This is a genomic window from Flavobacterium mekongense (assembly GCF_047038255.1).
Lineage (GTDB): Bacteria > Bacteroidota > Bacteroidia > Flavobacteriales > Flavobacteriaceae > Flavobacterium > Flavobacterium mekongense.
In genome coordinates this window covers 2,353,560-2,376,574 of record NZ_CP174374.1, presented here as the reverse complement: position 1 = coordinate 2,376,574, position 23,015 = coordinate 2,353,560, and the positions used below count along the sequence as shown (strand labels likewise).

Below are 23,015 nucleotides of genomic sequence, written 5' to 3'. Positions count from 1 at the left end.
GAAAGAGATAAGTAGAAAAGGATAAGTTCAAACTCTTTCCCTTATCCCTTATGGCTTTTTACTTTATGCAAACTGCTTCGAAACTATCTCTGCTTTTTTGGACTCAGAATAATCATAGAAACCTTGACCGGATTTTACACCGAGTTTTCCGGCCATCACCATATTCACTAACAGTGGACAAGGCGCGTATTTCGGGTTTTTGAATCCGTCGTACATTACGTTAAGAATAGACAAACAAACGTCTAATCCAATAAAGTCGGCCAGTTGTAATGGTCCCATAGGATGTGCCATTCCTAATTTCATTACAGTATCAATTTCGCTTACACCGGCAACGCCATTGTATAAGGTTTCGATACTTTCGTTTATCATCGGCATTAGGATTCTGTTGGCCACAAAGCCCGGATAATCGTTAACTTCTGTTGGGGTTTTACCCAATTTAACCGATAACTCCATGATGATTTTGGTCACTTCATCGGAAGTATTGTAGCCGCGAATGATTTCTACCAATTTCATAATCGGCACCGGATTCATAAAGTGCATTCCGATAACTCTTTCCGGATGAACTACTTGAGCGGCAATTTGTGTGATGGAAATAGAAGAAGTATTGGTGGCTAAAATGACGTTGTGGTCGCAAACATCGCTCAACTGTTTGAAGATGTTCAATTTTAATCCTACGTTTTCGGTAGCTGCTTCCACTACTAAATCACAACCAACCACACCGTCTTTAATATCGGTATAAGTAATAATGTTGCCTATGGTTTTGTGTTTGTCGTCTTCGGTAATGGTTCCTTTGGTTACCATTCGGTCAAGGTTAGCGGCTATAGTAGCCATACCTTTTTCCAACGATTTTTCAGAGATGTCAATTAATTTTACGGTAAATCCGCTTTGTGCAAAGGTATGGGCAATTCCGTTACCCATAGTTCCGGCACCAATTACTGCTATTGTATTCATTATGTTAGTTTGGTTTGTTTGATGTTTAAGGTTTAAAGTTGTTTATACTAAACAAACTATTTTTCGTTCATCGAATCAATAATCATATAAGCCACGCGTAACGCTTCCGTTCCGTCTTCCAAGGTTACTATCGGTGTAGTGTTGTTATTGATAGCGTCGGCAAAAGTTTCCAATTCGTCCAAAATAGCATTATTGGGTGCTACATCGGGATTGTTGAAATAAATTTGCTTTCGTTCGCCTTCGGCATTTTGCAGAATCATATCAAAATCGCCCGGTACTTCAGGTGCGTCTTTCATTTTTACAACTTCACAAATCTTGTCGAGATAGTCCACCGAGATGTAAGCGTCTTTTTGGAAAAAACGCGACTTGCGCATGTTTTTCATGGAAATGCGACTCGAAGTAATATTGGCCACACAACCGTTTTCAAATTCGATACGGGCATTGGCAATATCAGGTGATTGACTCAATACCGAAACACCGCTGGCATGTACCGATTTTACTTTCGATTGTACTACGCTTAAAATCGCATCAATGTCGTGTATCATTAAATCTAATACAACAGGAACATCAGTCCCGCGTGGATTGAATTCGGCCAAACGATGCGTTTCAATAAACATCGGATTGTCGATTTGATTTTTTACGGCAATGAAAGCCGGATTGAATCGCTCCACATGACCCACTTGACCTTTTACATTGTATGCTGCAGCCAAAGCGATAATTTCCTCCGCTTCTTCCACAGTAGTGGCAATCGGTTTTTCGATAAAAACGTGTTTCCCCGATTTGATGGCAACTTTAGCACATTTGTAATGAGAAAGCGTTGGCGTAACAATGTCGATCACATCAACCGCATGGATCAATTTAGCAATGGTGTCAAAACGCTTGTAGCCAAACTCGGCTGCAATTTTCTCGGCATATTCATGGTTTTCATCGTAAAAGCCGACTAATTCATATTTTTCAGATTGTTGTAATAATCGCAAGTGTATTTTTCCAAGGTGACCGGCACCTAAAACGCCAACTTTAAGCATAAAAATAAATTTTATCAAAAGTAGCATTTTAGTTTAAAGTTTAAAAGTTTAAGTCCCGAAACTTCGGCATAAAAGTTTATCGCGAATCAGAATTTGTTTATTGGATTTTTTACTTCTATTTTTACCCCATAAATCATTACCCCAATTGAAAGATACCGCTAAACATCAAGGATTGCGAAATAAACTGGCCAAGTTGCTGGAAGAAAAGGGCATTACCGATAAAAATGTATTGGAAGCCATTAAGCGTATTCCTCGACATTTGTTTTTGAATTCCAGTTTTGAAGATTTTGCATACCAGGACAAGGCGTTTCCCATTGCCGCCGGGCAAACCATTTCACAGCCTTATACAGTGGCTTTTCAAACCCAATTATTACAAGTTAAAAAAGACGATAAAATTTTGGAAATCGGTACCGGTTCGGGTTATCAAACTGCCGTTTTGGTAGCTATGGGCGCCAAAGTATATTCGGTAGAAAGACAAAATGAACTCTTTAAAATTACTTCGGCTTTGCTGCCTAAAATGGGCATTCGTCCGAAGCATTTGTCTTTTGGCGACGGTTATAAAGGGTTGCCGAATTTTGCGCCTTTCGACAGTATAATAGTAACCGCCGGTGCGCCAATTATACCAAAACCTTTAATGGCGCAATTAAAAATAGGAGGTAGGTTGGTGATTCCTTTGGGCGAAGGTGAACAAATTATGACGATGTTGATTCGCAAAAACGAAACCCAATTTGAAAAACACGAGTTTGGAGAATTTCGCTTTGTGCCTTTATTGGAAGATAAGAATTAAAACGATTTTTTGATTCGGTCTAAATCACGCTTTACATCTTGCTCTTTTAAACTTTCTCTTTTGTCGTAAGTTTTCTTTCCGCGGCAAAGACCAATATCTAATTTAGCCAAACCTTTTTCGTTGGTAAACAATTTTAAAGGAATAATGGTCAATCCTTTAGTGTCGATACTTCTTTCGAGTTTTTTTAATTCTCTTTTGTTGAGCAACAGTTTTCGCTCGCTCTTGGCTTTGTGGTTGAATTGATTTCCATAAAGGTATTCATCAATTTGGGTATTGATGGCAAACAATTCTCCGTTGTGAAATTCACAGAAACCTTCTGTGATATTGGCTTTTCCCAAACGAATCGATTTAATTTCTGTTCCGGTTAAAACAATACCGGCTGTGTAAGTTTCGATTATTTCGTAATCAAACTTGGCTCTCTTATTAAGTATGTTAACGGTTTTCAACATCGGACGGCAAATGTATGAACAAAAGCGGAAATTTAGTAGGTAAAAAGTGTGAAATTATCAATAAAAAAAATGTTTAAACTATGATTTATATCAGTTTTTGGCTGAATTCTTCCCCTTAATTTTGGGGTATAATTTTAAACTAACAATCAAAATGAAAAAATTATTATTAGTAGCAGGTTTAGCATTCTTTGGTTTAACTGCTCAAGCACAAGAACAAAGTAAAGGATTACAAGGCGCTTGGTTTGCCACTTCTCAATTTGGTTACCAACAAACTAAAACAGGTGATGACAAAGCCACTAATTTGTCTGTAATTCCAATCGTAGGAACGTTTGTTACTCCTTCAGTAGCTGTTGGAGCAGGTGTTGGTATTATGAATATCAAATCTGAAACCGGTTCTGTAACTAATGCCAATACTAATTTAGTAGTAGTTGAGCCATTGGTTAGAAAATATTGGAATATCGCCGGTAACTTCTATTTCTTCGGACAATTGGCTACACCAATCATTACCGGTAAAGAAAAAGAGGCTGACACTAAAGTAACTCAATTTGGAGTAGCTATGTCGGGTGGTATTGATTTCTTCGTAACAAAGAATTTCTCAGTAGAGTTTTCTTATGACTTAGCCAATTTCACTTCAACTACTATCAAACCTGATGGAGGTGATAAAACAACAGTAAATAATTTCTCTTTAGCGCACGTTGCTACTGCAGATCCGATTTATGTTAATGCCTTAGGTGGTAGTATGCCAAACTTGACTACTCCATTGTCATTCGGATTTAAATTTGTGTTTTAATTTTATAGTTAATAGTTATAAGTTAGTTCCGATTTAATCGGAGTTTAAACCGCTTGTGTTGTGACAGGCGGTTTTTATTTTTACCTTTACCACATGGAAAACAAACACCCCAACAACCCGCTTCACGGTGTTACCTTACAGCTTATGTTAGAGCAGCTGGTGGCATATTACGGTTTTGATACTTTGGGGGAATTAATCAAAATCAGGTGTTTTAACCATGAGCCCAGCATTAAGTCGAGTTTGACTTTTTTACGCAAAACCGAATGGGCGCGAAAGCAAGTGGAAACACTCTATATTAAAACGTTACCGAAACTCGGATAATACTATTACGGTTTGAAGTTTCTTTTTAATAAAGAATAAATCACGGTATCCCAAAATTTGCCTTCCCACAATTCGTTTTCCAATAGGTGTGCTTCTTTAACGAAGCCGTTTTTCAGCAATACTTTTTCTGAAGCTGTGTTTCCGGGATCGATTACCGCTTCTATGGAGTGTAAATTCATTTGCTCAAATCCGTAAGCAACAACTGCTTTTATGGCTTCTGAAATGTAGCCTTTGCCATTGTATTCGGGCAGCGACATATAGCCGATTTCCGCCCGATGGTTTTCGGGTTGGATGCGATAATGGCCAATGATGCCCATAATTTTATCCTCGCCTTTAACGGTAATGCCCCAATTGATACCGGTATTGTTTTCGATTTTTTCATCAATCATAGCAATATGAGCTAAGGCTTCTTCTTGGCTTTTCAATATTGGTCTCGGAATGTATTGCATCACTTCCGGATTACTTCGCATGGCGAATACTTCTGCTATGTCGTTTGGATTTAGTCGGCGTAATAACAGTCGTTCAGTTTCGAGGTTTTGAAAAGGGTGGAAGTTGATGGTAAGCATGACAATCGTTTTTGGTAAATTTATATAATTTCTACACTAAAACTGATTTCTTTTTCCGAATTAGCTTCCAATAATGTAATGCCTTCTTTTTCCATCAGATTTCCATTAGCGGCTACAGTGTCTGCATAACCCAGCCAAGGTTCTAAGCAAATGAATGGCGCGCCGACTTTTGTCCAAATCCCGAAATGAGGAAAATCGGGGTATTTGAAATGGAGTATAGGAACATTATTTTCCAAGAGTTGTATTTGTTTCGATGCCATACTTTTAAAGACCAAGGCATCTTTTTCAAACAACGAATAGCGTAACGGCAGTTCGTTTTGTTGCAGTTGTACGATTGCTGTTTTATCCGAAATCAAGTCGTTTTCTAAAGGATAACTAATCAAATTTTCTTCTTTTTCGAATAGCAAACTATAATCCGTAAAAGCATTTTTCAAAGCAAAAGCCGGATGTCCGCCTATAGAAAACGGCATGGTAGATTGGCTCTTGTTTCGGATTAGATAACCCACAACTAACTCATTTTCAATTAAAGCATAACTGACTTGCAACTCAAAGGCAAAAGGATAAACCGCCAATGATGCAGTATTTTCTTGTAAGGAAAAAATGATTTTATGAGCTTCTTGGCTAATGATTTCAAATTCACAATCTCTGGCAAATCCGTGACGCGGTAAGGTGTAATTTTGGCCATTGAGTTGGTAAGCGTTGTTTTTTAGAGTACCAACAACAGGAAATAGAATAGGCGAGTGTTTGCCCCAGTATTCGGGGTTTCCTTCCCAAATGTATTCGCGTTTGGTTAGGTTATTTTGAATGGAAATGAGTTCAGCCCCTTTGCTGTTAATGGCGATAGTTAGTATTGAATTTGAGAGTGTTGCAGTCAATTTATAAAATGATTTTTTTGTTTTTTTTCTTGGCAGACAAAGATATTTTATTACTTTTAAACTACCCATAAATCTATTCACTAACTTAATACCAGTATTATGAAACCCAATTTTGAAACTATTCAGAAAGAAGTTATCCATCTTCTTTCTTTTCCACAAGCAGATGTTTTAGCCACACGCGAAGAAGTTCAGCAACGCCAATTAGAATTAGACAGGGCATTAGCGCTAGGTAATTTAGAACATTCAAAAATCAGAATTTATTTTGAAGATAACGAGTCTAAAAAAGTGGTAGAAACTACCGTTTGGGCAGTTACCGATGAACGCGTTATTTTGAAGCAAGGTCATTCCATTCCTATAAACAGAATTTATAAGTCGGCTTAACAGATTCCGACTCACCAAATAACCACTCCAAAGCGAGTGGTTTTTTTATGTCTTAAAAAAGTATCGACGAACTGCAATATTGTAAGAATATATCTTATAGTAATATCAAAAAAGTGTATTTCATCGATTTTATTTGTATTTTAATCGGTGTTTTTGCTAATATTGTCCAATCAAATCAAACGATACGTTCTTAGAAAAGAAAATATATAAAGTGTTTGCCCCACATCTACTTTATTTACAATCTGTCATTATTAATCAATAAAGTGTTTGCCCCACATCTACTTTATTAAAAACTTAACCTACTACTATGAAAGCAAAAATGTTTAGAGCATTGTTGCCGTTAGCAATTTTGTTCACTATGGTTTCTTGTTCTTCTGATTCCTCAGAAGCCGGTGCTGAAGACAAACAAGTTGTAACTACTTACAATTACAACGAAACTGAGTTAAAGATGATTACTTTAATCAACGACTACCGTCAAAGCAAAGGATTAAATCCATTAGCAGTTATCAATCACATCTCTTACAAATCGGAAGAGCACAACTTTTACATGATTGATAACAATGTGGTGAATCACGATTACTTCCAACAACGTTCAGACAACCTGGTACGAGTACTAAACGCTGAAAAAGTAGGAGAGAACATTGCTTACAACTATCAAACGGCTGAAAGTGCTATGAGTGCTTGGTTAAACAGTCCCTCGCACAAAGCCAACATTGAAGGTGATTATACCCACCTAGGTATCTCTGTAACCATTAACCCTGATAACGGAAAAAAATATTACACCAACATGTTTATAAAAAAATAGTTTGATTATTGTTTTGTTTGATTTTGACAGATCACGAAAAACCCGGCTCTAAACCGGGTTTTTTATTTTTTATCTCTTAGTTTGTAGTTTTGTTAACTGCAATTGTTGATTTGAAATGATTGCCCATAGCCCGGATGGGAACGGCATCCTTTTATTGTTTGGCAATACTACATCCATGACGCTTAGGTTGACCAAACAATAAAAGATAGAGTGGACAGCCGGAGTAGCTTCTTTTAAAAACTGCTTAAAAATTGTGGATAACCCGTTTGATAAAATGTGTGCAGTTTTTTGGTAAGCCCGATTATTACGCTTACATTTGCTTATAATTCAAAAAATTCCGGAAAACATGTTTGAATTTCAACAGTATTTAGGCTTCTTGGCTTTCTTGACAATCTTAACCATTGGTTTTTGGTTGATGATTTTCTTGATTACTGCGATTATCCCTTATTGGGTTTTTGGTGGTGTAAGAGAGTTTTTGCAAGAGAAAAAAGCTAAAAGAGAAGCCGAGCAAGCTGAATAATTTTTTCAGTTTGTTGTAAAAAAAAGCCTCGATATTTCGAGGCTTTTTTTATGCTTTGATTATCCCGGAAAATCACCGCCGTCATCTTGCTGTCCGCCGCGATTTCTTCGTTCTTTTTCTCTTTCGTTTTTCTGAACGTTGAAGCGGTAAGTGAACGAGAAGTTGATTTGACGTTCTCTCCACTGCATTTCTCCGTAAGAGTCAACTACACCGGCAATATAAGTTTCCATCAAACGCTTTCTGGAATTGAGTAAGTCACTTACATTTAAGGAAAGTGTTCCTTTGTCTTTTAAAATGTCTTTGCTGAAAGCCAAGTTCATACTGAAAACCCCTAAACTTCTACCTTGGGCGTTTTTTTGAGGGCCGTTGTATGTAGCATTGGTTTGCCAATCTATCTTGTATGGTAAAGTAATTTTAGACGTCAAGCGAGTAAACCAAGCCACAGTACTATTATCAAAGTTTTGAACAACTTCGTTACCGTTGAAGTCGGTGTAACTGAAATCTCCGTCTGTTTCATTGTAGAAGAAGTTAAAGTTACTGTTCAATTTCCACCATTTGTAAGGCGAATAGTTTAGTGTGAACTCGAAACCGGTTCTGTACTCCGTGGCTAAGTTGATAGGAGAACTGATAATGATTGGAATACCGTTTTGGAAATCACCGCTTTCTCTGCGCACAAATTGGAACGCACCGGTGGTTTTGTTTCCGTACAAAGATGTATTTAACGTGAGTTTATTCCAACGTTTGATATAACCGATATCGACAGCATCAGTAAAGGCCGGATCTAAATCCGGATTCCCAACAAAAATATTTACGTTACTCGATAAGTTGTTGAACGGATTCAATTGTCGGCCTCTCGGACGTTGGATACGGCGACTGTAACTTATAGAAGCACTGGTTTGTTCACCTATTTCATAAGTTAAAAATGCACTTGGGAAGAAGTTATCGTATTTTTTTTCGTTGAAATCGCTAGTGGCCAATTGGTTGACTTCGATATTAGAGTCTTCCCAACGCATTCCCAACAAGAACGAGAACTTTTTGATTTTAGTACCGTAGCTGGTGTACAAAGCATTTACGTATTCTTTGTATTCCAAAATATTGGTAAATTCCGGAAACGGAATACCGTTCGTTACAACGCTGTAATCGGTAATGTTCTTAACAAAGTCGCCTTTATAACCAAACTCAAATTGGCTGCCTTTAGCAAACGGGTAAACGTAATCAGCTTGGATAAGGTTACGGTTTTGCTTTTGAAGATTGGTTGTTTCATCAATAGTTATAACAGCAGTATTGGTAGCCGAATCGGTGATGTAAGCAATATTTTCATCTGTGTTTTTAGAGAATGAACCATCAACAGTAAGTTTATGACCTTCTTTTTTGAAGTTCTTAGTGAAGTTGGTTGTGTATTCAATATTCTTACTTTGACTACCTTCCTCATTAATACGATTTCTTTCGTATTGGTAAGCAAAGTTTACATCATAGTATTTTTGTAAAACATCATCAACATTATTGCCACTACTTCTTCTGTAGTTAACAATATTGGTCCAAGTCAGGCTCTCACTTAAAAACCAATCGAATCCGAAGTTTCCGTTGTAAGACTTGTTCGAACGGTCATTTTCACGGGTTTCGTTCATGTAATCCCGAGTAGAATTGTCGTCGTTCAAATACCTCGAATTGGTTAAAGCATTTCCGGGATTATCTCTTTGGCTATATCCTTGCGTTGTGAACAAGTTGAACTCTTTAGTTTTGTAATTTACAGTGCCGCTTACACCATTATTTTTAGGATATCCTGTAGTTCCGATGAAGGTCCCGTTAATGCCTTGATTTTTTCCTTTTTTCAAAATGATGTTAAGCAAACCGCCACCGCCTTCAGCGTCGTAACGGGCAGATGGATTGGTAATTACTTCTACTTTTTCAATGGCATCGGCCGGAATCAATCGTAAAGCCTCGGTAATATTGATAGCATTTGAAGGACGACCATCAATTAATATTCTGACATTTTCATTTCCTCTTAAACTTACGTTTCCTTCTACGTCAACAGATACAGAGGGAATGTTATCTAATACATCGCTAACAGTTCCGCCTTTAACCATGAGGTCTTGGCCAACATTATAAACTTTTTTGTCGAGCTTAATTTCCACTGTGGTTTTTTCAGCTCTGACTACTACTTCATTAAGTTGGGTTGCATCTTCCTCTAGTGAAATGGTTCCTAAATTAGTATTTTCATTAAGTCTTTTTTGCTTAATTTCAGTGGGTTTAAAAGAAATAAATTCAATGATAATATCATAAACTCCTACACTGGCTTCTACTGTAAAGTTTCCTTTATTATCGGTTATGCCTCCAAAAACAGCTTTTGGGTTTTGTGTATTTTTTAAAGTAATGGTTGCATATTCTAATGGTAGTTTGCTTGTTTTTTCAATCACATTTCCGGTGATGATAACTTTGGCTTTAGCCGCATTGGGTTGGGCAAAAGCGGCAATAGAAAAACAACATAGAACTAGGGCGGTGATAATTTGAATTTTTTTCATCTAAACTGTATTGATTCTTGCTTTAGAGTGCAAAAATACACTTTGGTTTAAGTGACATTTCCCAAATCTTTGTTAAAAAAGCAATACGATTTTTCAGATGAATTCTTGCAGTTTTTCAAGGTCTCTTCCTATGATTGCCTTGTTGTTTTTAATCACAATTGGTCGTTCAATCAAAATAGGGTTTTCGCTTAAGGCTTTGATGATTTGTTGGTCGGATAACTTTTTGTCTTTAAACTTTTCTATCCAGATGTTTTCTTTCTGACGTACTAAGGCTATGGGTTCTATATCTAGTTTCTGCAATAATTTTTTAATTTCATCTTCCGATAAAGGGTTTTGCAAGTAGTTGATAATTTCAAAAGATTGATTCGTTTCGTTTAGAAGAGCCAAACAATTTCTCGATTTTCCACAACGCGGATTGTGCAGTACTTGTAACATATTTTTTTGAAGCAAATTAACAGATATTTGTATAAATAAATTAATTTAGGCGAAATTAATATTTAACCACTATGTTTTTAGAAAATAAAGATAACATCCAAAAATCACCATTAAAATACCTTTTAGGCTTTGTAATTATCAGTTTGTTTTACTTTTTAGGACAAATTCCTTTTGGCTTTGCCATTGCGGCCAAAACGGTGGCTTCAGGTAAGGCTATGCCCATGACTGAAGATGCTATGATGAAGGTTTTTAGTCCCAATGTTACTTTATTCTTGATGTTGTTGATTTTTGTCAGCACCATGATTGGTATTATCATTGTGGTCAAATACATTCACAAACTCAACTTGATTGATATTACTACTACTCGAGCTAAAGTTGATTGGAAACGTATTTTTTTTAGTTTCACATTGTGGAGTATTATTAGTGCTGTCTTAACAGTGGCTTCTTATTATGCCAATCCCGAAGATTATGTAGTCAATTTTAAACCTATACCGTTTCTGATTTTAGTGTTAATCTCTTTTACTCTATTGCCGATCCAAACGAGTGCGGAAGAGTATATCTTCAGAGGTTATTTGATGCAAGGACTGGGCTTATTGGCTAAGAACCGATGGTTTCCTTTGGTTACCACTTCAGTCATGTTTGGGTTAATGCACATCTTGAATCCTGAAGTTGAAAAAATGGGAAATGTCATTATGATTTATTACATCGGTACCGGTTTCTTTTTGGGTATCATTACTTTGATGGATGAAGGAATGGAGTTGGCACTTGGTTTTCATGCCGCTAATAATATCATTACTGCTTTGTTGGTCACTGCTGAATGGTCTGCACTCAAAACAGAATCAGTGTTCAAAGATGTTTCAACACCGTCAGTGGGATTTGAGGTATTAACACCTGTGCTGATAATTTTTCCGGTCATATTGTTTATCTTTAGTAAAAAATACCATTGGAAGGATTGGAAAGGAAAACTTACCGGAGCCATTTCCACTCAAGTTATTCAACACTCGATAAATTCTGAAGAAAATGTATAATCCAACTTACGAAAACGTCCACAATCATTTTAAATTGAATGGATTTCATTTGAACCGAGAAGATTTGTGTCGCGTAGCATACAGTTTTATAAAAGAAGGTGAAGATTTTGAAAAACCGGTTGGCGATTTTCTGCTGGATTGGTTCGATGGTAAACCCTATATAGAAATGCAAACTTCCGGTACTACCGGAGCTCCCAAGCTCATATCTGTTAGCAAACAAGCCATGGTTGAGTCCGCCTTAGCCACAGGTGATTTTTTCGGACTACATCCCGGTGATAAAGCCTTGCAATGTTTGCCGGTCAAATATGTAGCAGGCAAGATGATGCTGGTTCGCGCCATGATTTTGGGTTTGGATTTAGAATTTGTAGCCCCCAGCTCACATCCGTTGACTCATGTTGACATGGATTTTGATTTTGTAGCTATGGTTCCGCTTCAAGCACAAAATTCATTAACTGAACTCAAGAGAGTGAAAAAAATGATAATAGGTGGTGCAGCGGTTAATAAAAATTTAGAAAGCCAACTTTTGAAATTACCGACACAGGTTTATGAAACTTACGGTATGACCGAAACCATTACTCACATAGCCGCGCGAAAGTTAGGCGAAAGAGCTTTTACCGTTTTGCCGGGTGTTACCATATCATATGATGAGAGAAATTGTTTGGTTATTCATGCACCCAGAATTTCTGATGAAGTTATTGTAACCAATGATATTGTGGAGTTGCTCAATGAAAACCAATTCATTTTCATGGGAAGAATGGACAATGTTATCAATAGTGGCGGGATTAAACTGATTCCCGAGCAAATAGAGGAGAAGTTGTCTCACCGTTTAACACAGCGTTTCTTTATTGCTTCCAAATCGGATCCTGAATTGGGGGAAAAAGTGATTTTGGTTATTGAAGGCGAAGCTTTTGATTTGTCCGATGACCTATACAAGACCTTAGACAAGTACGAAAAACCGAAGGAAGTTGTGTTTATACCTAAATTTAAAGAAACGGCCACGGGCAAGATAATGCGAAAAGAAACGCTTGAATAATAAAAAACGCACCTTCGAGTGCGTTTTTTTTTGTTATGTGCTTTACTTATTTCTGCATTTTAAAGTAATAATCAGCTGAGTGTTTGCCACTGCCGTAAACAGTGTAAAATATACTCAATCCTAGTGAAACTGTTGATAAAATTAAATTCAGCAAATTCATTTCGCCTAAAAAATTGATCAATACGGCTCCAACTAAAATCGGTAATTGTGCAATAAGTGCCCAACGTGTCAGCAGTCCGAAAATAATCATAACACCACCCATAATGTGCGCTGATGCCACATAATGAAAAGCAAACATACCGCCTAAAAAGTTACTGGCCGGTGCAATCAAATCTTCAAACTCGCCACTGTTGCCTATGAAAGTAGTGCCTTTGTAAAACAAAAATGCGCCTAATAAAATTCGGAACGCATCAAACCAAATCGTAGAATGAGCATTAGCCCATTTGTTCAAACCTTTTACTGAAGTATCCATAATAAATAAGTTTAAAATTCAATCTAATTTACTAATTATTAATTAGATACGTTTCTGTTTTTGATTTTTTTTATAAACGTTCGAATTCGATAAAGAATAGATTGGTTTTCGGAGTTACATCGATTATGTTTTTCACCTTCACTTTTGTGGTATTCCAAGAGCTGGTGGCTTGGATTCTGATAGACTTGTTATTGTAAATCAAGTCGACCGGCATGGTAAAATCATCATTTACATTAGTCCATTTGGCGGCTAATTTTCCTTTTACAGTTTTTAATTCCAATTTCGGGATAGTTGTTTTTAGTAAATAATGATTGAAAATAGGCGTTAGGTTCATATCACTCTCTTTGTTGAAAAATGCAATCACTGTTGGTGTATCTATGATTTGATGTTTGAAGGTAGTAGCATAATCGAATAACAGTTTCCACCATTTTTCATCATCGCTAATCACATGCCGCAAAGTGTTCAATAATAAAGCGCCTTTAGGATACATATCGCCTGAACCTTCACTGTTTACGCCGTAGTTTCCGATAATCGGACGATCTTTCTTTACATTTTTCTTTAAACCGTTGGCATAAGTCATGGCTTTTTCATAGCCTTGTTGGCATTCTACATAAACAATTTCGCTGTATTGCGTAAATCCTTCATGTATCCACATATCGGCTATGTCTTTAGAAGTAATGCTGTTACCGAACCATTCGTGACCCGTTTCGTGAATGATAATAAAATCGAAAGACAGTCCAACTCCCGTTCCTGACAAGTCACTTCCTAAATAGCCCTTTAAATATTTATTTCCATAAGCTACAGCACTTTGGTGTTCCATACCTAAATAAGAAGTTTCGACTAATTTGTAGCTGTCATTGGCAAATGGATACGGACCAAATTTACTTTGAAAGCAGTCCATCATCGGTTTTACTTCTTCAAAATGAATTTTAGCTTTGGCTTCATTTTCGCGTAAAACATAGTAATCCAAATCCAACCCTTTGTAGTTTTCATGTAGTAACACATAATCGCCTACATTAACGGTAATGTCATAGGTGTTGATTGGATTTTTAACTTCCCAATCCCAGCGGGTGTAGCTATTTTTTAAATCTACCGAACCCATAAAGCGTCCGTTGGATACATTCATCAAGCCATTGGGTACAGCTACTTTTATGGTAGCGCCATAATCCGGTTCATCGGTTTGAGAATCTTTTACCGGATACCACAAACTGGCTCCGGTGCCTTGAACGGCTACGCCAACCCAATCTTTACCGTTGCTGTCTTGTTTAAACACAAATCCTCCGTCCCAAGGCGCATGACGAGCAATAGTGGGTTTTCCTGAGTAATAAAATCGAATGGTTTTTGCTGACACATCTTTCAAAACAGGCGTTGAAAAGTTGATAAAAACCGCATTAAATTCCCGTTTGTAATTGAGCTTTTTATTTTGGTAAATGATACTGTCCACTTGCATATTTTCAAACAAATCCACCTGAATGACAGCAGTAGTTTCTACAATTTTGAAAGAGATGTCATTATAGCCTGTGATTGATTTTTCTTTCGGATTGATTTGGATGTTTAAGTCGTATCGCAACACGTCATAGCATGTGCGTTCCGGACTTAATCCGCCTTGAAGACTGTCTTTACGACTAAAATTTACTTGCCCTGATATAGTTTGTACAAAGGCGATAAACAACGCGAAACCAAGAATTTTTTTCATAAAAGAAAGTTTTGAAATGGGTTAAGCAGAACCCAATATTGTTAGCTACACAAAATCTGCAGCCACTGTCACTGTGATTGCTTCTTTTGTAATAGGATGATTAAAAGTAATGCTTTCTGCATGCAAATGCAAACGATTGGCTTTAGTGCCGTATAAATCATCGCCAACAATAGGAGCGTTAAGGCCTAATTGGTGTGCGGCATGTATGCGAAGTTGGTGTGTTCTACCAGTAATGGGATAGAAGTAAACCAGTGTTTGATTCTCCTTTCTTTCTATTACTTCCCAAAGTGTTTGTGCCGGTTTGCCATATTCATAACAAACAATTTGATTGGGGCGATTGTCTAAGTCTACACGTAGCGGTAAATTGATTTTGCCTTTACTTTCATTTAGATGACCATCGAGTAGGGCAACATAGCGTTTTTTGACTTTTCTCTGTATGAATTGCGCTTGCAGGTTTTTGTATACTTCACCGGATTTGGCAACGAGCAATAAACCGGAAGTCGACATGTCTAAACGATGCACGATTAATGGACCTGTTGCATTTGGATAAAGCAATTTAACCCGACTCCAAACGGAATCTGTTATTTGTTTACCGGGAACAGATAAAAATTCGGTAGGTTTATTAACTACAACTAAATAGTCATCTTCATATACAATTTCCAATGATTTGCCTTCCGCCGGATTGGTTTGAAACGGATTGTCTTCCAACGGAATACCTTTTAGCATGTGATTCAGTATTGGTTCGCATTTTCCCATGCAAGCAGGATAAAACTGTTGGTGCTTTCTGACTTCCGATTTAGGCGATTGTCCCCACCAAAATTCGGCCATAGCAATAGGTCTTAGGTTGTGCTGAAAAGCGTAGTGCAAGAGTTTTGGCGCGGCACATTCTCCCGCTCCGGCCGGTGGATTGCCATTAAAAATTTCCCCCAAACTTTTCAGCTCTAGGTACTGGTTGAGAAAGGCATATTGCTCAAAAAGTTGTTGTTGTAGTTGCGCCGATTTTTGACGGCGTTCTTCTTTGAGTTGATTAATAGTAGCGGTAAATCCGGCAACAGCTTCTTCTGCGGCTGTAATGTGATGCTTCCAGTATAAAGTCATTTTTTTGAGTAAGATGCCTTCATCCTGACTTGCTTTGCTGAGTTGTTCTGTATCGGCTTCCGGATTATTTTTGCGGATTTCGGCCCGGTGTTTTTTACCGATTTTTATCTTTTCTTTTTGCTCCTGAATTTCTTTTTCGGCTTGTTTTTTGGTTTCTTCTAAAAGTTGAATTGCCTTTAGATAATCAATATCATTTTCAAGCAGTTCAATTTTTTTATTATAATGATTTAAGATGACTTCTTCACGCTTGAAAAAACTATTTTCTTCTAACATGTCAAATACAGTCGGAACAAAAAAAGGATGGTGATTGCGTTCTGCCAATTTTCCCGAAAACGCCCAAAGATAGCCTAATGTTCCTTCCGCATTTTGAACCACTAAAACACCAAACATTTTACCGATAATCAAACCGTCTTGTTCGGCATTTAAACCAAAGTTGTGTTCAAAATCAGTTTGAGATTCGAGGTAATTTTGCAGTTCTTTAGCGGCAATCCTACTCAATTCATGCGGTTCATAATAAAATGGAAATGTAAATTTTTCGGGTATCGGAATACCTGAGACGTCTTGTTGGAAAAATTGAAAAAGGGTTAAAGACATTAATAGCTTATCTTATGATTTTGAGTTTTATCAAGTATTTGATTATTGATTTAGCAATACAAAAACTCAATACAAAGATAAGTGCAAAGTAGAAAAGATTGGCTTCGTAGTGATACCCGTCAAAGAAGAAATCCAAAATCCAAGCTAAACCTTTGAATCTGTATGTTATACAATTTCCATCGTCTGTAAAAAAACAAATGTCTGTCAGAAATGTTATCCCAATAAATATAGGAAGTAAAAGGAAAGATGCCAGTATGTTGATGTGAATTTTAGTCAAAACTATTCTTTCAACAAAAGTTTTAAATTTTCAATAATTCGAATTTCTGATTTGTAAAATTGAAGTGCAGTCGGCACCACTTTGTCAGACGTATCTCGAGGCGATTTTTTCATAACTCTGGCGGTTGTTCCGGTGAAATTTAAAGTGTATTCCTTGTTAATATCCGATGGCTCAGTAGTGAATTTTAAGGTTTTATTTTCTACTTTCCAAGTTCCTTTGCCATTAGAACGGTATTCATTCATTCCATTGTAGACATAGCTTGTAAAAATAAATGTTTGGTCTTCGTTTAATTGGATTCTGTAGTCAACAATTTCACCTTTAAGTGACTTACTGTAAAATACGTAAGTTCCCGAAAATTCTTCAGTTTGAGCATTAATACCCAAACTTGTTGTTAGTAAAAAAATGAAGAAAAGGTGTTTCATGCAAAAGATGATTAAACTTGAATAACGCCTAAATTAAACGGCTTTTCAATTGGGGCGTGATTAGCTGCTTCTATACCCATTGAAATCCAAGTTCGCGTTTCTAACGGGTCAATAATCGCATCAGTCCATAATCTGGCTGCAGCATAATAAGGAGACACTTGTTCGTCGTAGCGTGCTTTGATTTTGTCGAATAAAGCTTGTTCGGTTTTTTCGTCAACGGTTTCGCCTTTGGCTTTTAGGGAAGAAGCTTCAATTTGGGCCAAAACTTTAGCCGCTTGAGTGCCGCCCATTACGGCTAATTCTGCACTTGGCCAGGCAAAGATTAATCTGGGGTCGTAAGCCTTCCCACACATAGCGTAGTTTCCGGCGCCGTAAGAGTTACCAACTACCACAGTAAACTTCGGGACAACGGAATTGGAAACCGCATTCACCATTTTGGCACCATCTTTAATGATTCCGCCGTGCTCACTTTTGGAACCTACCATAAATCCGGTCACGTCCTGCAGGAAAACCAACGGAATTTTCTTTTGGTTACAGTTGGCAATGAAACGCGTCGCTTTATCAGCTGAATCAGAATAGATTACACCACCAAATTGGATTTCGCCCTTTTTGGTTTTAGAAACGGTACGTTGATTGGCTACAATTCCCACAGCCCAACCGTCAATTCGAGCATAACAGGTTATAATGGATTTGCCATAATCGGGTTTGTACATGTCCATTTCTGAATTGTCAACCAAACGCTTGATGATTTCCAACATGTCGTATTGTTCCGCTCTGGATTTGGGTAAAATGCCGTAAATATCTTTTTCCTCAAGTGCCGGTTTTTGTGATTTTTCTCTATTAAACCCTGCTTTTTCATAATCACCGATTTTCCCGACGATACTTTTAATTCGGTCTAAGGCATCTTTGTCGTCTTTGGCTTTATAATCGGTTACCCCTGAGATTTCGCAATGCGTTGTGGCGCCGCCGAGAGTTTCATTATCGATGTTTTCCCCAATAGCGGCTTTTACTAAATAGCTTCCGGCCAAGAAGATACTTCCTGTTTTATCCACTATCATCGCTTCATCGCTCATAATAGGAAGATAAGCACCGCCGGCTACACAACTACCCATCACAGCGGCAATTTGAGTAATACCCATACTGCTCATAATGGCATTGTTTCTGAAGATTCGACCAAAGTGTTCTTTATCGGGAAAAATTTCATCTTGCATCGGTAAATAAACGCCGGCAGAATCTACCAGATAAATAATAGGTAAGCGATTTTCAATGGCTATTTCTTGGGCTCTTAAATTCTTTTTGGCTGTAATCGGAAACCAAGCGCCGGCTTTAACAGTGGCATCATTAGCCACTACGATGCATTGCTTTCCTTTGATGTAGCCCATTTTTACAACCACACCACCGGATGGACAACCGCCGTGTTCGGCATACATACCGTCGCCTACAAAAGCACCTATTTCAATACTTTTGGCTTTGTCATCCAACAAATAGTCTATGCGCTCGCGTGCGGTCATCTTGCCTTCGGCATGTAACTTTTCAATGCGCTTTTCACCGCCGCCCAATTTAACTTTGGCAAAGCGTTGTTTTAATTCAGACAGTAAAAGTTTGTTGTGATCTTCGTTTTTATTGAAGGTTAGGTCCATAGTTTATTGGGTAAGATAACAGTTGCATTTATTTGGTTGCTAAGCTACGAAAACGTTTTCAATAACTGAAATGAGATGTAAAAATGACGATTTATTTGATGTTAACAAATTGTAAAGTCAGCTTACTTCAAGGGAATTATATTTAATATTCACTTAACATTAGAGTGATACATTTGCATCAAATTTTAACACTATGTCTATAAACAACATTTTTCAGTTTTTAGTTCCAAAAGATAAAAAATTCTTTCCTCTTTTCGAACAAGCCACCTCAAATTTAGTAATCTTAGCAGAAACGCTACATGAAGCTGTGAATGCTCCCAAATCAGAACGTGAGGATTATTTCAGAAAAATTGAGGAATTAGAAGCCACCATTGAAGAAATTACCCACAAAACTCATTTGGAATTAAGCAGAAATTTTATCACTCCTTTTGATAGAGAAGATATTCATGCTTTGGTTAAGGCTATTGATAATGTGGCTGATTATATGCATGGTGCCGCCAGTAGAATGCGTTTGTATCAGGTGGAAAAAATTACTAAGTCCATTAGAAAATTGACGGAAATCAACTTAGAATCATGTCAATTAATCAACGCCGGTGTAAAACAGTTGAAAGACATGAAAGATCACAAGGCTATCAAAGATACTTGTAAAAAAATCAACAAATTAGAGAGTAAAGCAGATTCAGTATTTGATAAAGCCGTAGCCGATATTTTCGAAAACGAAACCGATGTGAAAAACATCATTAAGTATAAAGAGGTTCTTTCTGCTTTGGAATCCGCTTCAGACAAATGTAAAAGTGTTTCCAATGTAATGGAGCAAATTTCTGTAAAACATTCATAAATAGTTTAATATAAATCGACTTTTATGGATTTTACTTTATTGTTAATCATCATTTTCCTAGCGCTGGTATTTGACTATATCAACGGTTTTCACGATGCAGCAAACTCGATTGCAACCATAGTGGCGACTAAGGTATTGACTCCTTTTCAAGCCGTTTTATGGGCAGCACTTTTTAACTTTATGGCCTACTGGGTTTTTGGTTTTGGAGTTGCGGATACTGTTGCCAAAACAGCACACACCAGCAGCATTGACTTAACGGTTATTTTGGCCGGAGTAATTGCTGCCATCATTTGGAATTTGATTACTTGGTGGAAAGGTATTCCGTCATCATCTTCTCATACCTTAATTGGTGGATTTGCCGGAGCAGCTATTGCGCACGGTTTCCGAGATGTAACTGATCCTGAACATGCGGGATTTAAAATTGTGAACTGGTTCAAAGAAGCTAAAGAAGGTGAATTATTACCTTCAGGTGTTTTTATTGTAATTTTATTTATTGTTTTCGCACCATTGTTAGGGATGATTATTTCCTATTTCATCTCTCTTTGGTTGATGTATTCTTCCAAGAAAAACCTATGGCCAAAAGTATTGACTGTTGTGTTAATGATATTGGTTGGTTGGTTTTTATATTCTGTAATGGTGCCTTATGAAGATATCAAGAAACCACGATTTGATAGTGAATTTTGGAGTGTAGTTACTGAACCTCATAATATCAAATGGTTTTTAGTAGCTTTCATTTTCTACAGTTTGGCTATTTTTAACTTAATGTTCAGTAGTTTTTCAACAGCAAAAGCAGAAAGTGTTTTGAAAAGAATGCAGCTGTTATCTTCTGCAGCCTTTAGTTTGGGTCACGGTGGTAACGACTCTCAAAAAGTAATGGGAATCATTGCGGCGGCTGTAGCTGTTTACATCAAATCAAATCCTAACATAGATTTATCTTCAGGATGGTTGGATTTGAATGTGGTTTTGCCATCTGAAAAAGACGGGGTTAAAATTGACGGTGTTATGCCGGGTTGGATTCCGCTTACTTGTTATACTGTAATTGCCTTAGGGACTTTGAGTGGAGGTTGGAAAATTGTTAAAACAATGGGGTCCAAAATTACCAAAGTAACTGCTTTTGAAGGTGTAGTGGCTGAATCAGCCGGAGCGCTAACTTTATTCTCAACTGAACATTTCAAAATTCCGGTTTCAACTACGCATACCATCACCGGTTCTATTATTGGGGTAGGTGTAACCAAAAGGGTGTCTGCTGTTCGCTGGGGCGTAACTGTTAAATTATTGTGGGCTTGGATTTTAACCATTCCTGTTTCAGCAGTATTGGCCGCAATAGTTTATTATCTCTTGAAAATTTTCATCTAAAATTAATGTGGATATACTAGCCAACTGTAATGGTTGGCTTTTTTTATAACTAGTTTCAAATTATTAACAAATTGTTTTTTTAACATCAAAAAAATGTAAAGACTTAAAAAACAGAACACACAACTTCAATGAAAAAACTACTACTAATTGCTACCTTACTCGTATCAATTGCAATGTCAGCTCAAATTACTATTGAGCAAACCAAACACGATAATGATATCAAGTTATCTGCCTTACCTTATTACAGTTTCGGAAAAGGTATCGGAATGACTTCTCCCGATAGTATATTCCAATTGAATATTCGTTTCAGAATGCAAAATCGCGCTACTTATCTTGAGGAAGAAGGAGAAGAAGGTGCTTATGATGGTCAAGTACGTCGTTTGCGATTGCGTTTTGATGGTTATGTAGGAAACCCTAAATTTCTCTATGCAATCCAACTTTCTTTTGCTCCGGGTGATGTAGGCGAAGTAAAAGATGGTGAAAACATTAATATTATTCGTGATGCGGTAGTGTTTTACCGACCAAACAAAAATTGGAACATTAGTTTCGGACAAACCAAATTGCCAGGTAACCGCCAGCGTGTTAATTCCTCTGGGGGTTTACAGCTAACCGACAGAACCATCAATAATGCCAAGTTTACCATCGATCGTGATTTTGGTTTTCAGGTGCACAATATGAATGAATTTAAAGATAAATTCTCTTATAACTTCAAAGCTGCACTTTCGGGAGGTGAAGGCCGTAATCAAACCGGTAAAGCCGACGATGGCGTAGCTGTGACCGGAAAAGTAGAGTTGTTTCCTTTGGGTGCTTTTACAAAAGACGGTACTTATTTTGAAGGAGATATACTTCGAGAAAAAAAGCCCAAATTATTGCTTTCCGGGGCTTTTCAACAAAACAATCATGCGCAACGCACCCAAGGTCAGTTAGGAAATGATTTGTTCGAAAGAAGAACCATGAAATCAGTTTTATTGGATGCTATGTTCAAATACAACGGCTGGGCGGCTATGATGAGCTATATGTCGAGAACCACTAACGAAAATGCCATCACTGTAAACCCAGAAGATGTCACTGAAAGCAACTATGTTTTTGTAGGTAACGGATTTGACTATCAAGCCAGTTACAATACCAAATCTAACTATGAGTTTATTGCGCGCTATTCCATCCAAAATGTAGGTAAAGATATCGCTGCTTTGGCGCCTAATACTCGAGAATATTCTGTAGGAGTAACCAAATACATCTGGGAACACGCTTTCAAACTACAAGCAGAAATCAATTATGACACCCTCAAGTATTTTGATGGTACTTCTAAAAACAATTGGTACGTTAGATTTCAAGTAGAAATTGGAATTTAAATATAAGAAATTGATTATTTTTTATTTTATTTGGAGAAAGAAATTATATTTGCGGTAAACTAATAAAATCATGAAAAAAATACTTTTTACTTTATTACTTTTTACCCATTTTTTTGCTCTTTCTCAACAACGAGTGGGCTCCGGATTTTCTGTTATTTATGGAAAGCAGCGGTTAGATCTTACTAAAAGCATTGATGAGGAAGGGGAAGAAGTAGAGGGAAAGCCTTTTGTTGTGGAAACGTTTTTGCCTGCCAACGTGAAAGGGTATGATGGAACTTTTTTATTAAGATACAATGCCTATAAGGATGAAATGGAATTCGAGAAAGACAATGATATCCATTTCTTAGTTAAAACTGATAGCTCGGAAGTTTATTTTTTAAACAGCAAGAAACGTTATAAAATTCTCGAGCACAAATTCAATGATGAAATAACAAATGGTTATTTGGTAGTCATTAGTGAAAACGAAAAGATATCATTGTATAAAAAAGAAAGAATCAAGCTAATCCCCAAAGTTTACGCAGCAAACTCTTATAAAAGTGATGTTCCTGCGCATTTTGAAATTCAAAAGGATGCTTTTTTTATAAAGAAAGAAAATTCTATAATCGCTTTTCCAAACAGCAAAAAAGAATTGATAAGAATGTTTCCTGATAAGGAGAAACAGATTGTTGATTTTTTAAAGAGCAACGGCTTATCTTTTTCAAAAGAATCTGACTTAATTACTATTGTAACTTTTTTAAATACAATTTAAAACTCAAACATTAACCTGATAATGTTGTTTCTGG

Annotated in this window: 24 protein-coding genes; 12 read left to right on the top strand and 12 right to left on the bottom strand. The window is 37.0% G+C overall.

Annotated features, from left to right (window positions below; translation table 11 throughout):
- Positions 1–63: 63 nt before the first annotated feature.
- On the bottom strand, positions 64–951 hold the full coding sequence (locus tag ACJG85_RS10275; RefSeq protein ID WP_412476354.1) for a 3-hydroxyacyl-CoA dehydrogenase family protein: 888 nt from the start codon (positions 949–951) through the stop codon (positions 64–66).
- Between the two features lie 56 nt (positions 952–1,007).
- Positions 1,008–1,976: a Gfo/Idh/MocA family protein gene (locus ACJG85_RS10270; RefSeq protein ID WP_409677700.1), complete on the bottom strand. Its 969-nt coding sequence runs from the start codon at positions 1,974–1,976 to the stop codon at positions 1,008–1,010.
- Positions 1,977–2,121: 145 nt separating this feature from the next.
- Here ACJG85_RS10270 and ACJG85_RS10265 point away from each other — a divergent pair, with 145 nt between their 5' ends.
- Positions 2,122–2,763, top strand: coding sequence for a protein-L-isoaspartate(D-aspartate) O-methyltransferase (locus tag ACJG85_RS10265; protein WP_409677698.1), 642 nt, complete (start codon positions 2,122–2,124; stop codon positions 2,761–2,763).
- On the opposite strand, the gene smpB is transcribed toward ACJG85_RS10265, so the two are convergent.
- The gene (gene smpB, locus ACJG85_RS10260) at positions 2,760–3,212 is read right to left on the bottom strand and encodes an SsrA-binding protein SmpB (protein ID WP_409677696.1); all 453 of its coding nucleotides are present in this window, start codon (positions 3,210–3,212) and stop codon (positions 2,760–2,762) included. The genes ACJG85_RS10265 and smpB overlap by 4 nt on opposite strands.
- Before the next feature lie 151 nt (positions 3,213–3,363).
- Between smpB and ACJG85_RS10255 the strand changes: the two genes are divergently transcribed.
- Together ACJG85_RS10255 and ACJG85_RS10250 are read left to right on the top strand one after the other, a co-directional pair.
- A complete protein-coding gene (locus ACJG85_RS10255) occupies positions 3,364–4,002 on the top strand; it encodes an outer membrane beta-barrel protein (RefSeq protein ID WP_409677694.1) in 639 nt (212 codons plus the stop codon).
- Positions 4,003–4,095: 93 nt separating this feature from the next.
- Entirely contained in the window at positions 4,096–4,323 is a 228-nt protein-coding gene (locus ACJG85_RS10250) for a VF530 family DNA-binding protein (RefSeq protein ID WP_412463997.1), read from the top strand.
- Between the two features lie 5 nt (positions 4,324–4,328).
- On the opposite strand, the gene ACJG85_RS10245 is transcribed toward ACJG85_RS10250, so the two are convergent.
- Together ACJG85_RS10245 and ACJG85_RS10240 are read right to left on the bottom strand one after the other, a co-directional pair.
- Positions 4,329–4,889, bottom strand: coding sequence for a GNAT family N-acetyltransferase (locus ACJG85_RS10245; protein WP_412476353.1), 561 nt, complete (start codon positions 4,887–4,889; stop codon positions 4,329–4,331).
- Between the two features lie 20 nt (positions 4,890–4,909).
- On the bottom strand, positions 4,910–5,764 hold the full coding sequence (locus tag ACJG85_RS10240) for an aldose 1-epimerase family protein (RefSeq protein ID WP_412463995.1): 855 nt from the start codon (positions 5,762–5,764) through the stop codon (positions 4,910–4,912).
- A 99-nt stretch (positions 5,765–5,863) separates the two neighbouring features.
- Here ACJG85_RS10240 and ACJG85_RS10235 point away from each other — a divergent pair, with 99 nt between their 5' ends.
- The 3 genes from ACJG85_RS10235 (at position 5,864) to ACJG85_RS10225 (ending at position 7,470) form a co-directional block, all read left to right on the top strand.
- Entirely contained in the window at positions 5,864–6,145 is a 282-nt protein-coding gene (locus ACJG85_RS10235) for a hypothetical protein (RefSeq protein ID WP_409677686.1), read from the top strand.
- Positions 6,146–6,452: 307 nt separating this feature from the next.
- A complete protein-coding gene (locus ACJG85_RS10230) occupies positions 6,453–6,950 on the top strand; it encodes a CAP domain-containing protein (RefSeq protein WP_412476296.1) in 498 nt (165 codons plus the stop codon).
- A gap of 346 nt (positions 6,951–7,296) precedes the next feature.
- Positions 7,297–7,470 carry a hypothetical protein gene (locus ACJG85_RS10225; protein ID WP_290876418.1) on the top strand — a complete coding sequence of 58 codons (174 nt, stop codon included), beginning with the start codon at positions 7,297–7,299 and terminating at the stop codon, positions 7,468–7,470.
- Between the two features lie 59 nt (positions 7,471–7,529).
- Here ACJG85_RS10225 and ACJG85_RS10220 read toward each other — a convergent pair whose 3' ends face one another.
- Together ACJG85_RS10220 and ACJG85_RS10215 are read right to left on the bottom strand one after the other, a co-directional pair.
- On the bottom strand, positions 7,530–9,992 hold the full coding sequence (locus ACJG85_RS10220; RefSeq protein WP_412476352.1) for a TonB-dependent receptor domain-containing protein: 2,463 nt from the start codon (positions 9,990–9,992) through the stop codon (positions 7,530–7,532).
- A gap of 93 nt (positions 9,993–10,085) precedes the next feature.
- Complete coding sequence (locus tag ACJG85_RS10215) at positions 10,086–10,427, bottom strand: arsenate reductase family protein (protein ID WP_409679887.1); 342 nt, start codon at positions 10,425–10,427, stop codon at positions 10,086–10,088.
- 71 nt (positions 10,428–10,498) lie between these two features.
- Between ACJG85_RS10215 and ACJG85_RS10210 the strand changes: the two genes are divergently transcribed.
- Together ACJG85_RS10210 and ACJG85_RS10205 are read left to right on the top strand one after the other, a co-directional pair.
- The gene (locus tag ACJG85_RS10210) at positions 10,499–11,455 is read left to right on the top strand and encodes a CPBP family intramembrane glutamic endopeptidase (protein WP_412463992.1); all 957 of its coding nucleotides are present in this window, start codon (positions 10,499–10,501) and stop codon (positions 11,453–11,455) included.
- Complete coding sequence (locus ACJG85_RS10205) at positions 11,448–12,488, top strand: AMP-binding protein (RefSeq protein WP_412476351.1); 1,041 nt, start codon at positions 11,448–11,450, stop codon at positions 12,486–12,488. Before ACJG85_RS10210 ends, ACJG85_RS10205 begins: the two co-directional genes overlap by 8 nt.
- Before the next feature lie 46 nt (positions 12,489–12,534).
- Here the strand turns inward: ACJG85_RS10205 and ACJG85_RS10200 are convergent, their stop codons facing one another.
- The 5 genes from ACJG85_RS10200 to ACJG85_RS10180 all read right to left on the bottom strand — a co-directional run bounded on the left by ACJG85_RS10200 (position 12,535) and on the right by ACJG85_RS10180 (position 18,687).
- Entirely contained in the window at positions 12,535–12,960 is a 426-nt protein-coding gene (locus ACJG85_RS10200; RefSeq protein ID WP_409679896.1) for a DoxX family protein, read from the bottom strand.
- Between the two features lie 70 nt (positions 12,961–13,030).
- On the bottom strand, positions 13,031–14,656 hold the full coding sequence (locus ACJG85_RS10195) for a M1 family metallopeptidase (protein WP_412476350.1): 1,626 nt from the start codon (positions 14,654–14,656) through the stop codon (positions 13,031–13,033).
- A 45-nt stretch (positions 14,657–14,701) separates the two neighbouring features.
- Positions 14,702–16,348, bottom strand: a complete 1,647-nt coding sequence (locus ACJG85_RS10190; protein ID WP_412476349.1) for an RluA family pseudouridine synthase — start codon at positions 16,346–16,348, stop codon at positions 14,702–14,704.
- Between the two features lie 279 nt (positions 16,349–16,627).
- Positions 16,628–17,047, bottom strand: a complete 420-nt coding sequence (locus tag ACJG85_RS10185) for a hypothetical protein (RefSeq protein ID WP_412476348.1) — start codon at positions 17,045–17,047, stop codon at positions 16,628–16,630.
- 11 nt (positions 17,048–17,058) lie between these two features.
- A complete protein-coding gene (locus ACJG85_RS10180; protein WP_409679908.1) occupies positions 17,059–18,687 on the bottom strand; it encodes an acyl-CoA carboxylase subunit beta in 1,629 nt (542 codons plus the stop codon).
- A gap of 193 nt (positions 18,688–18,880) precedes the next feature.
- Here ACJG85_RS10180 and ACJG85_RS10175 point away from each other — a divergent pair, with 193 nt between their 5' ends.
- The 4 genes from ACJG85_RS10175 to ACJG85_RS10160 all read left to right on the top strand — a co-directional run bounded on the left by ACJG85_RS10175 (position 18,881) and on the right by ACJG85_RS10160 (position 22,981).
- On the top strand, positions 18,881–19,525 hold the full coding sequence (locus tag ACJG85_RS10175; protein ID WP_409679911.1) for a DUF47 domain-containing protein: 645 nt from the start codon (positions 18,881–18,883) through the stop codon (positions 19,523–19,525).
- Positions 19,526–19,549: 24 nt separating this feature from the next.
- The gene (locus tag ACJG85_RS10170; protein WP_409679914.1) at positions 19,550–20,881 is read left to right on the top strand and encodes an inorganic phosphate transporter; all 1,332 of its coding nucleotides are present in this window, start codon (positions 19,550–19,552) and stop codon (positions 20,879–20,881) included.
- 128 nt (positions 20,882–21,009) lie between these two features.
- Positions 21,010–22,233 (top strand): porin, encoded by a 1,224-nt coding sequence (locus ACJG85_RS10165; RefSeq protein ID WP_409679917.1) that lies wholly within the window; start codon positions 21,010–21,012, stop codon positions 22,231–22,233.
- 70 nt (positions 22,234–22,303) lie between these two features.
- A complete protein-coding gene (locus ACJG85_RS10160; protein WP_409679920.1) occupies positions 22,304–22,981 on the top strand; it encodes a hypothetical protein in 678 nt (225 codons plus the stop codon).
- Positions 22,982–23,015: the final 34 nt, after the last annotated feature.

What these genes read in the sequence shown, in the direction of transcription:
- ACJG85_RS10275 (WP_412476354.1), bottom strand. Translation starts at nt 951, where the DNA reads ATGAATACAATAGCAGTAATTGGTGCCGGAACTATGGGTAACGGAATT.
- ACJG85_RS10270 (WP_409677700.1), bottom strand. Translation starts at nt 1,976, where the DNA reads ATGCTTAAAGTTGGCGTTTTAGGTGCCGGTCACCTTGGAAAAATACAC.
- smpB (WP_409677696.1), bottom strand. Translation starts at nt 3,212, where the DNA reads ATGTTGAAAACCGTTAACATACTTAATAAGAGAGCCAAGTTTGATTAC.
- ACJG85_RS10255 (WP_409677694.1), top strand. Translation starts at nt 3,364, where the DNA reads ATGAAAAAATTATTATTAGTAGCAGGTTTAGCATTCTTTGGTTTAACT.
- ACJG85_RS10250 (WP_412463997.1), top strand. Translation starts at nt 4,096, where the DNA reads ATGGAAAACAAACACCCCAACAACCCGCTTCACGGTGTTACCTTACAG.
- ACJG85_RS10245 (WP_412476353.1), bottom strand. Translation starts at nt 4,889, where the DNA reads ATGCTTACCATCAACTTCCACCCTTTTCAAAACCTCGAAACTGAACGA.
- ACJG85_RS10235 (WP_409677686.1), top strand. Translation starts at nt 5,864, where the DNA reads ATGAAACCCAATTTTGAAACTATTCAGAAAGAAGTTATCCATCTTCTT.
- ACJG85_RS10230 (WP_412476296.1), top strand. Translation starts at nt 6,453, where the DNA reads ATGAAAGCAAAAATGTTTAGAGCATTGTTGCCGTTAGCAATTTTGTTC.
- ACJG85_RS10225 (WP_290876418.1), top strand. Translation starts at nt 7,297, where the DNA reads ATGTTTGAATTTCAACAGTATTTAGGCTTCTTGGCTTTCTTGACAATC.
- ACJG85_RS10220 (WP_412476352.1), bottom strand. Translation starts at nt 9,992, where the DNA reads ATGAAAAAAATTCAAATTATCACCGCCCTAGTTCTATGTTGTTTTTCT.
- ACJG85_RS10215 (WP_409679887.1), bottom strand. Translation starts at nt 10,427, where the DNA reads ATGTTACAAGTACTGCACAATCCGCGTTGTGGAAAATCGAGAAATTGT.
- ACJG85_RS10210 (WP_412463992.1), top strand. Translation starts at nt 10,499, where the DNA reads ATGTTTTTAGAAAATAAAGATAACATCCAAAAATCACCATTAAAATAC.
- ACJG85_RS10205 (WP_412476351.1), top strand. Translation starts at nt 11,448, where the DNA reads ATGTATAATCCAACTTACGAAAACGTCCACAATCATTTTAAATTGAAT.
- ACJG85_RS10200 (WP_409679896.1), bottom strand. Translation starts at nt 12,960, where the DNA reads ATGGATACTTCAGTAAAAGGTTTGAACAAATGGGCTAATGCTCATTCT.
- ACJG85_RS10195 (WP_412476350.1), bottom strand. Translation starts at nt 14,656, where the DNA reads ATGAAAAAAATTCTTGGTTTCGCGTTGTTTATCGCCTTTGTACAAACT.
- ACJG85_RS10190 (WP_412476349.1), bottom strand. Translation starts at nt 16,348, where the DNA reads ATGTCTTTAACCCTTTTTCAATTTTTCCAACAAGACGTCTCAGGTATT.
- ACJG85_RS10185 (WP_412476348.1), bottom strand. Translation starts at nt 17,047, where the DNA reads ATGAAACACCTTTTCTTCATTTTTTTACTAACAACAAGTTTGGGTATT.
- ACJG85_RS10180 (WP_409679908.1), bottom strand. Translation starts at nt 18,687, where the DNA reads ATGGACCTAACCTTCAATAAAAACGAAGATCACAACAAACTTTTACTG.
- ACJG85_RS10175 (WP_409679911.1), top strand. Translation starts at nt 18,881, where the DNA reads ATGTCTATAAACAACATTTTTCAGTTTTTAGTTCCAAAAGATAAAAAA.
- ACJG85_RS10170 (WP_409679914.1), top strand. Translation starts at nt 19,550, where the DNA reads ATGGATTTTACTTTATTGTTAATCATCATTTTCCTAGCGCTGGTATTT.
- ACJG85_RS10165 (WP_409679917.1), top strand. Translation starts at nt 21,010, where the DNA reads ATGAAAAAACTACTACTAATTGCTACCTTACTCGTATCAATTGCAATG.
- ACJG85_RS10160 (WP_409679920.1), top strand. Translation starts at nt 22,304, where the DNA reads ATGAAAAAAATACTTTTTACTTTATTACTTTTTACCCATTTTTTTGCT.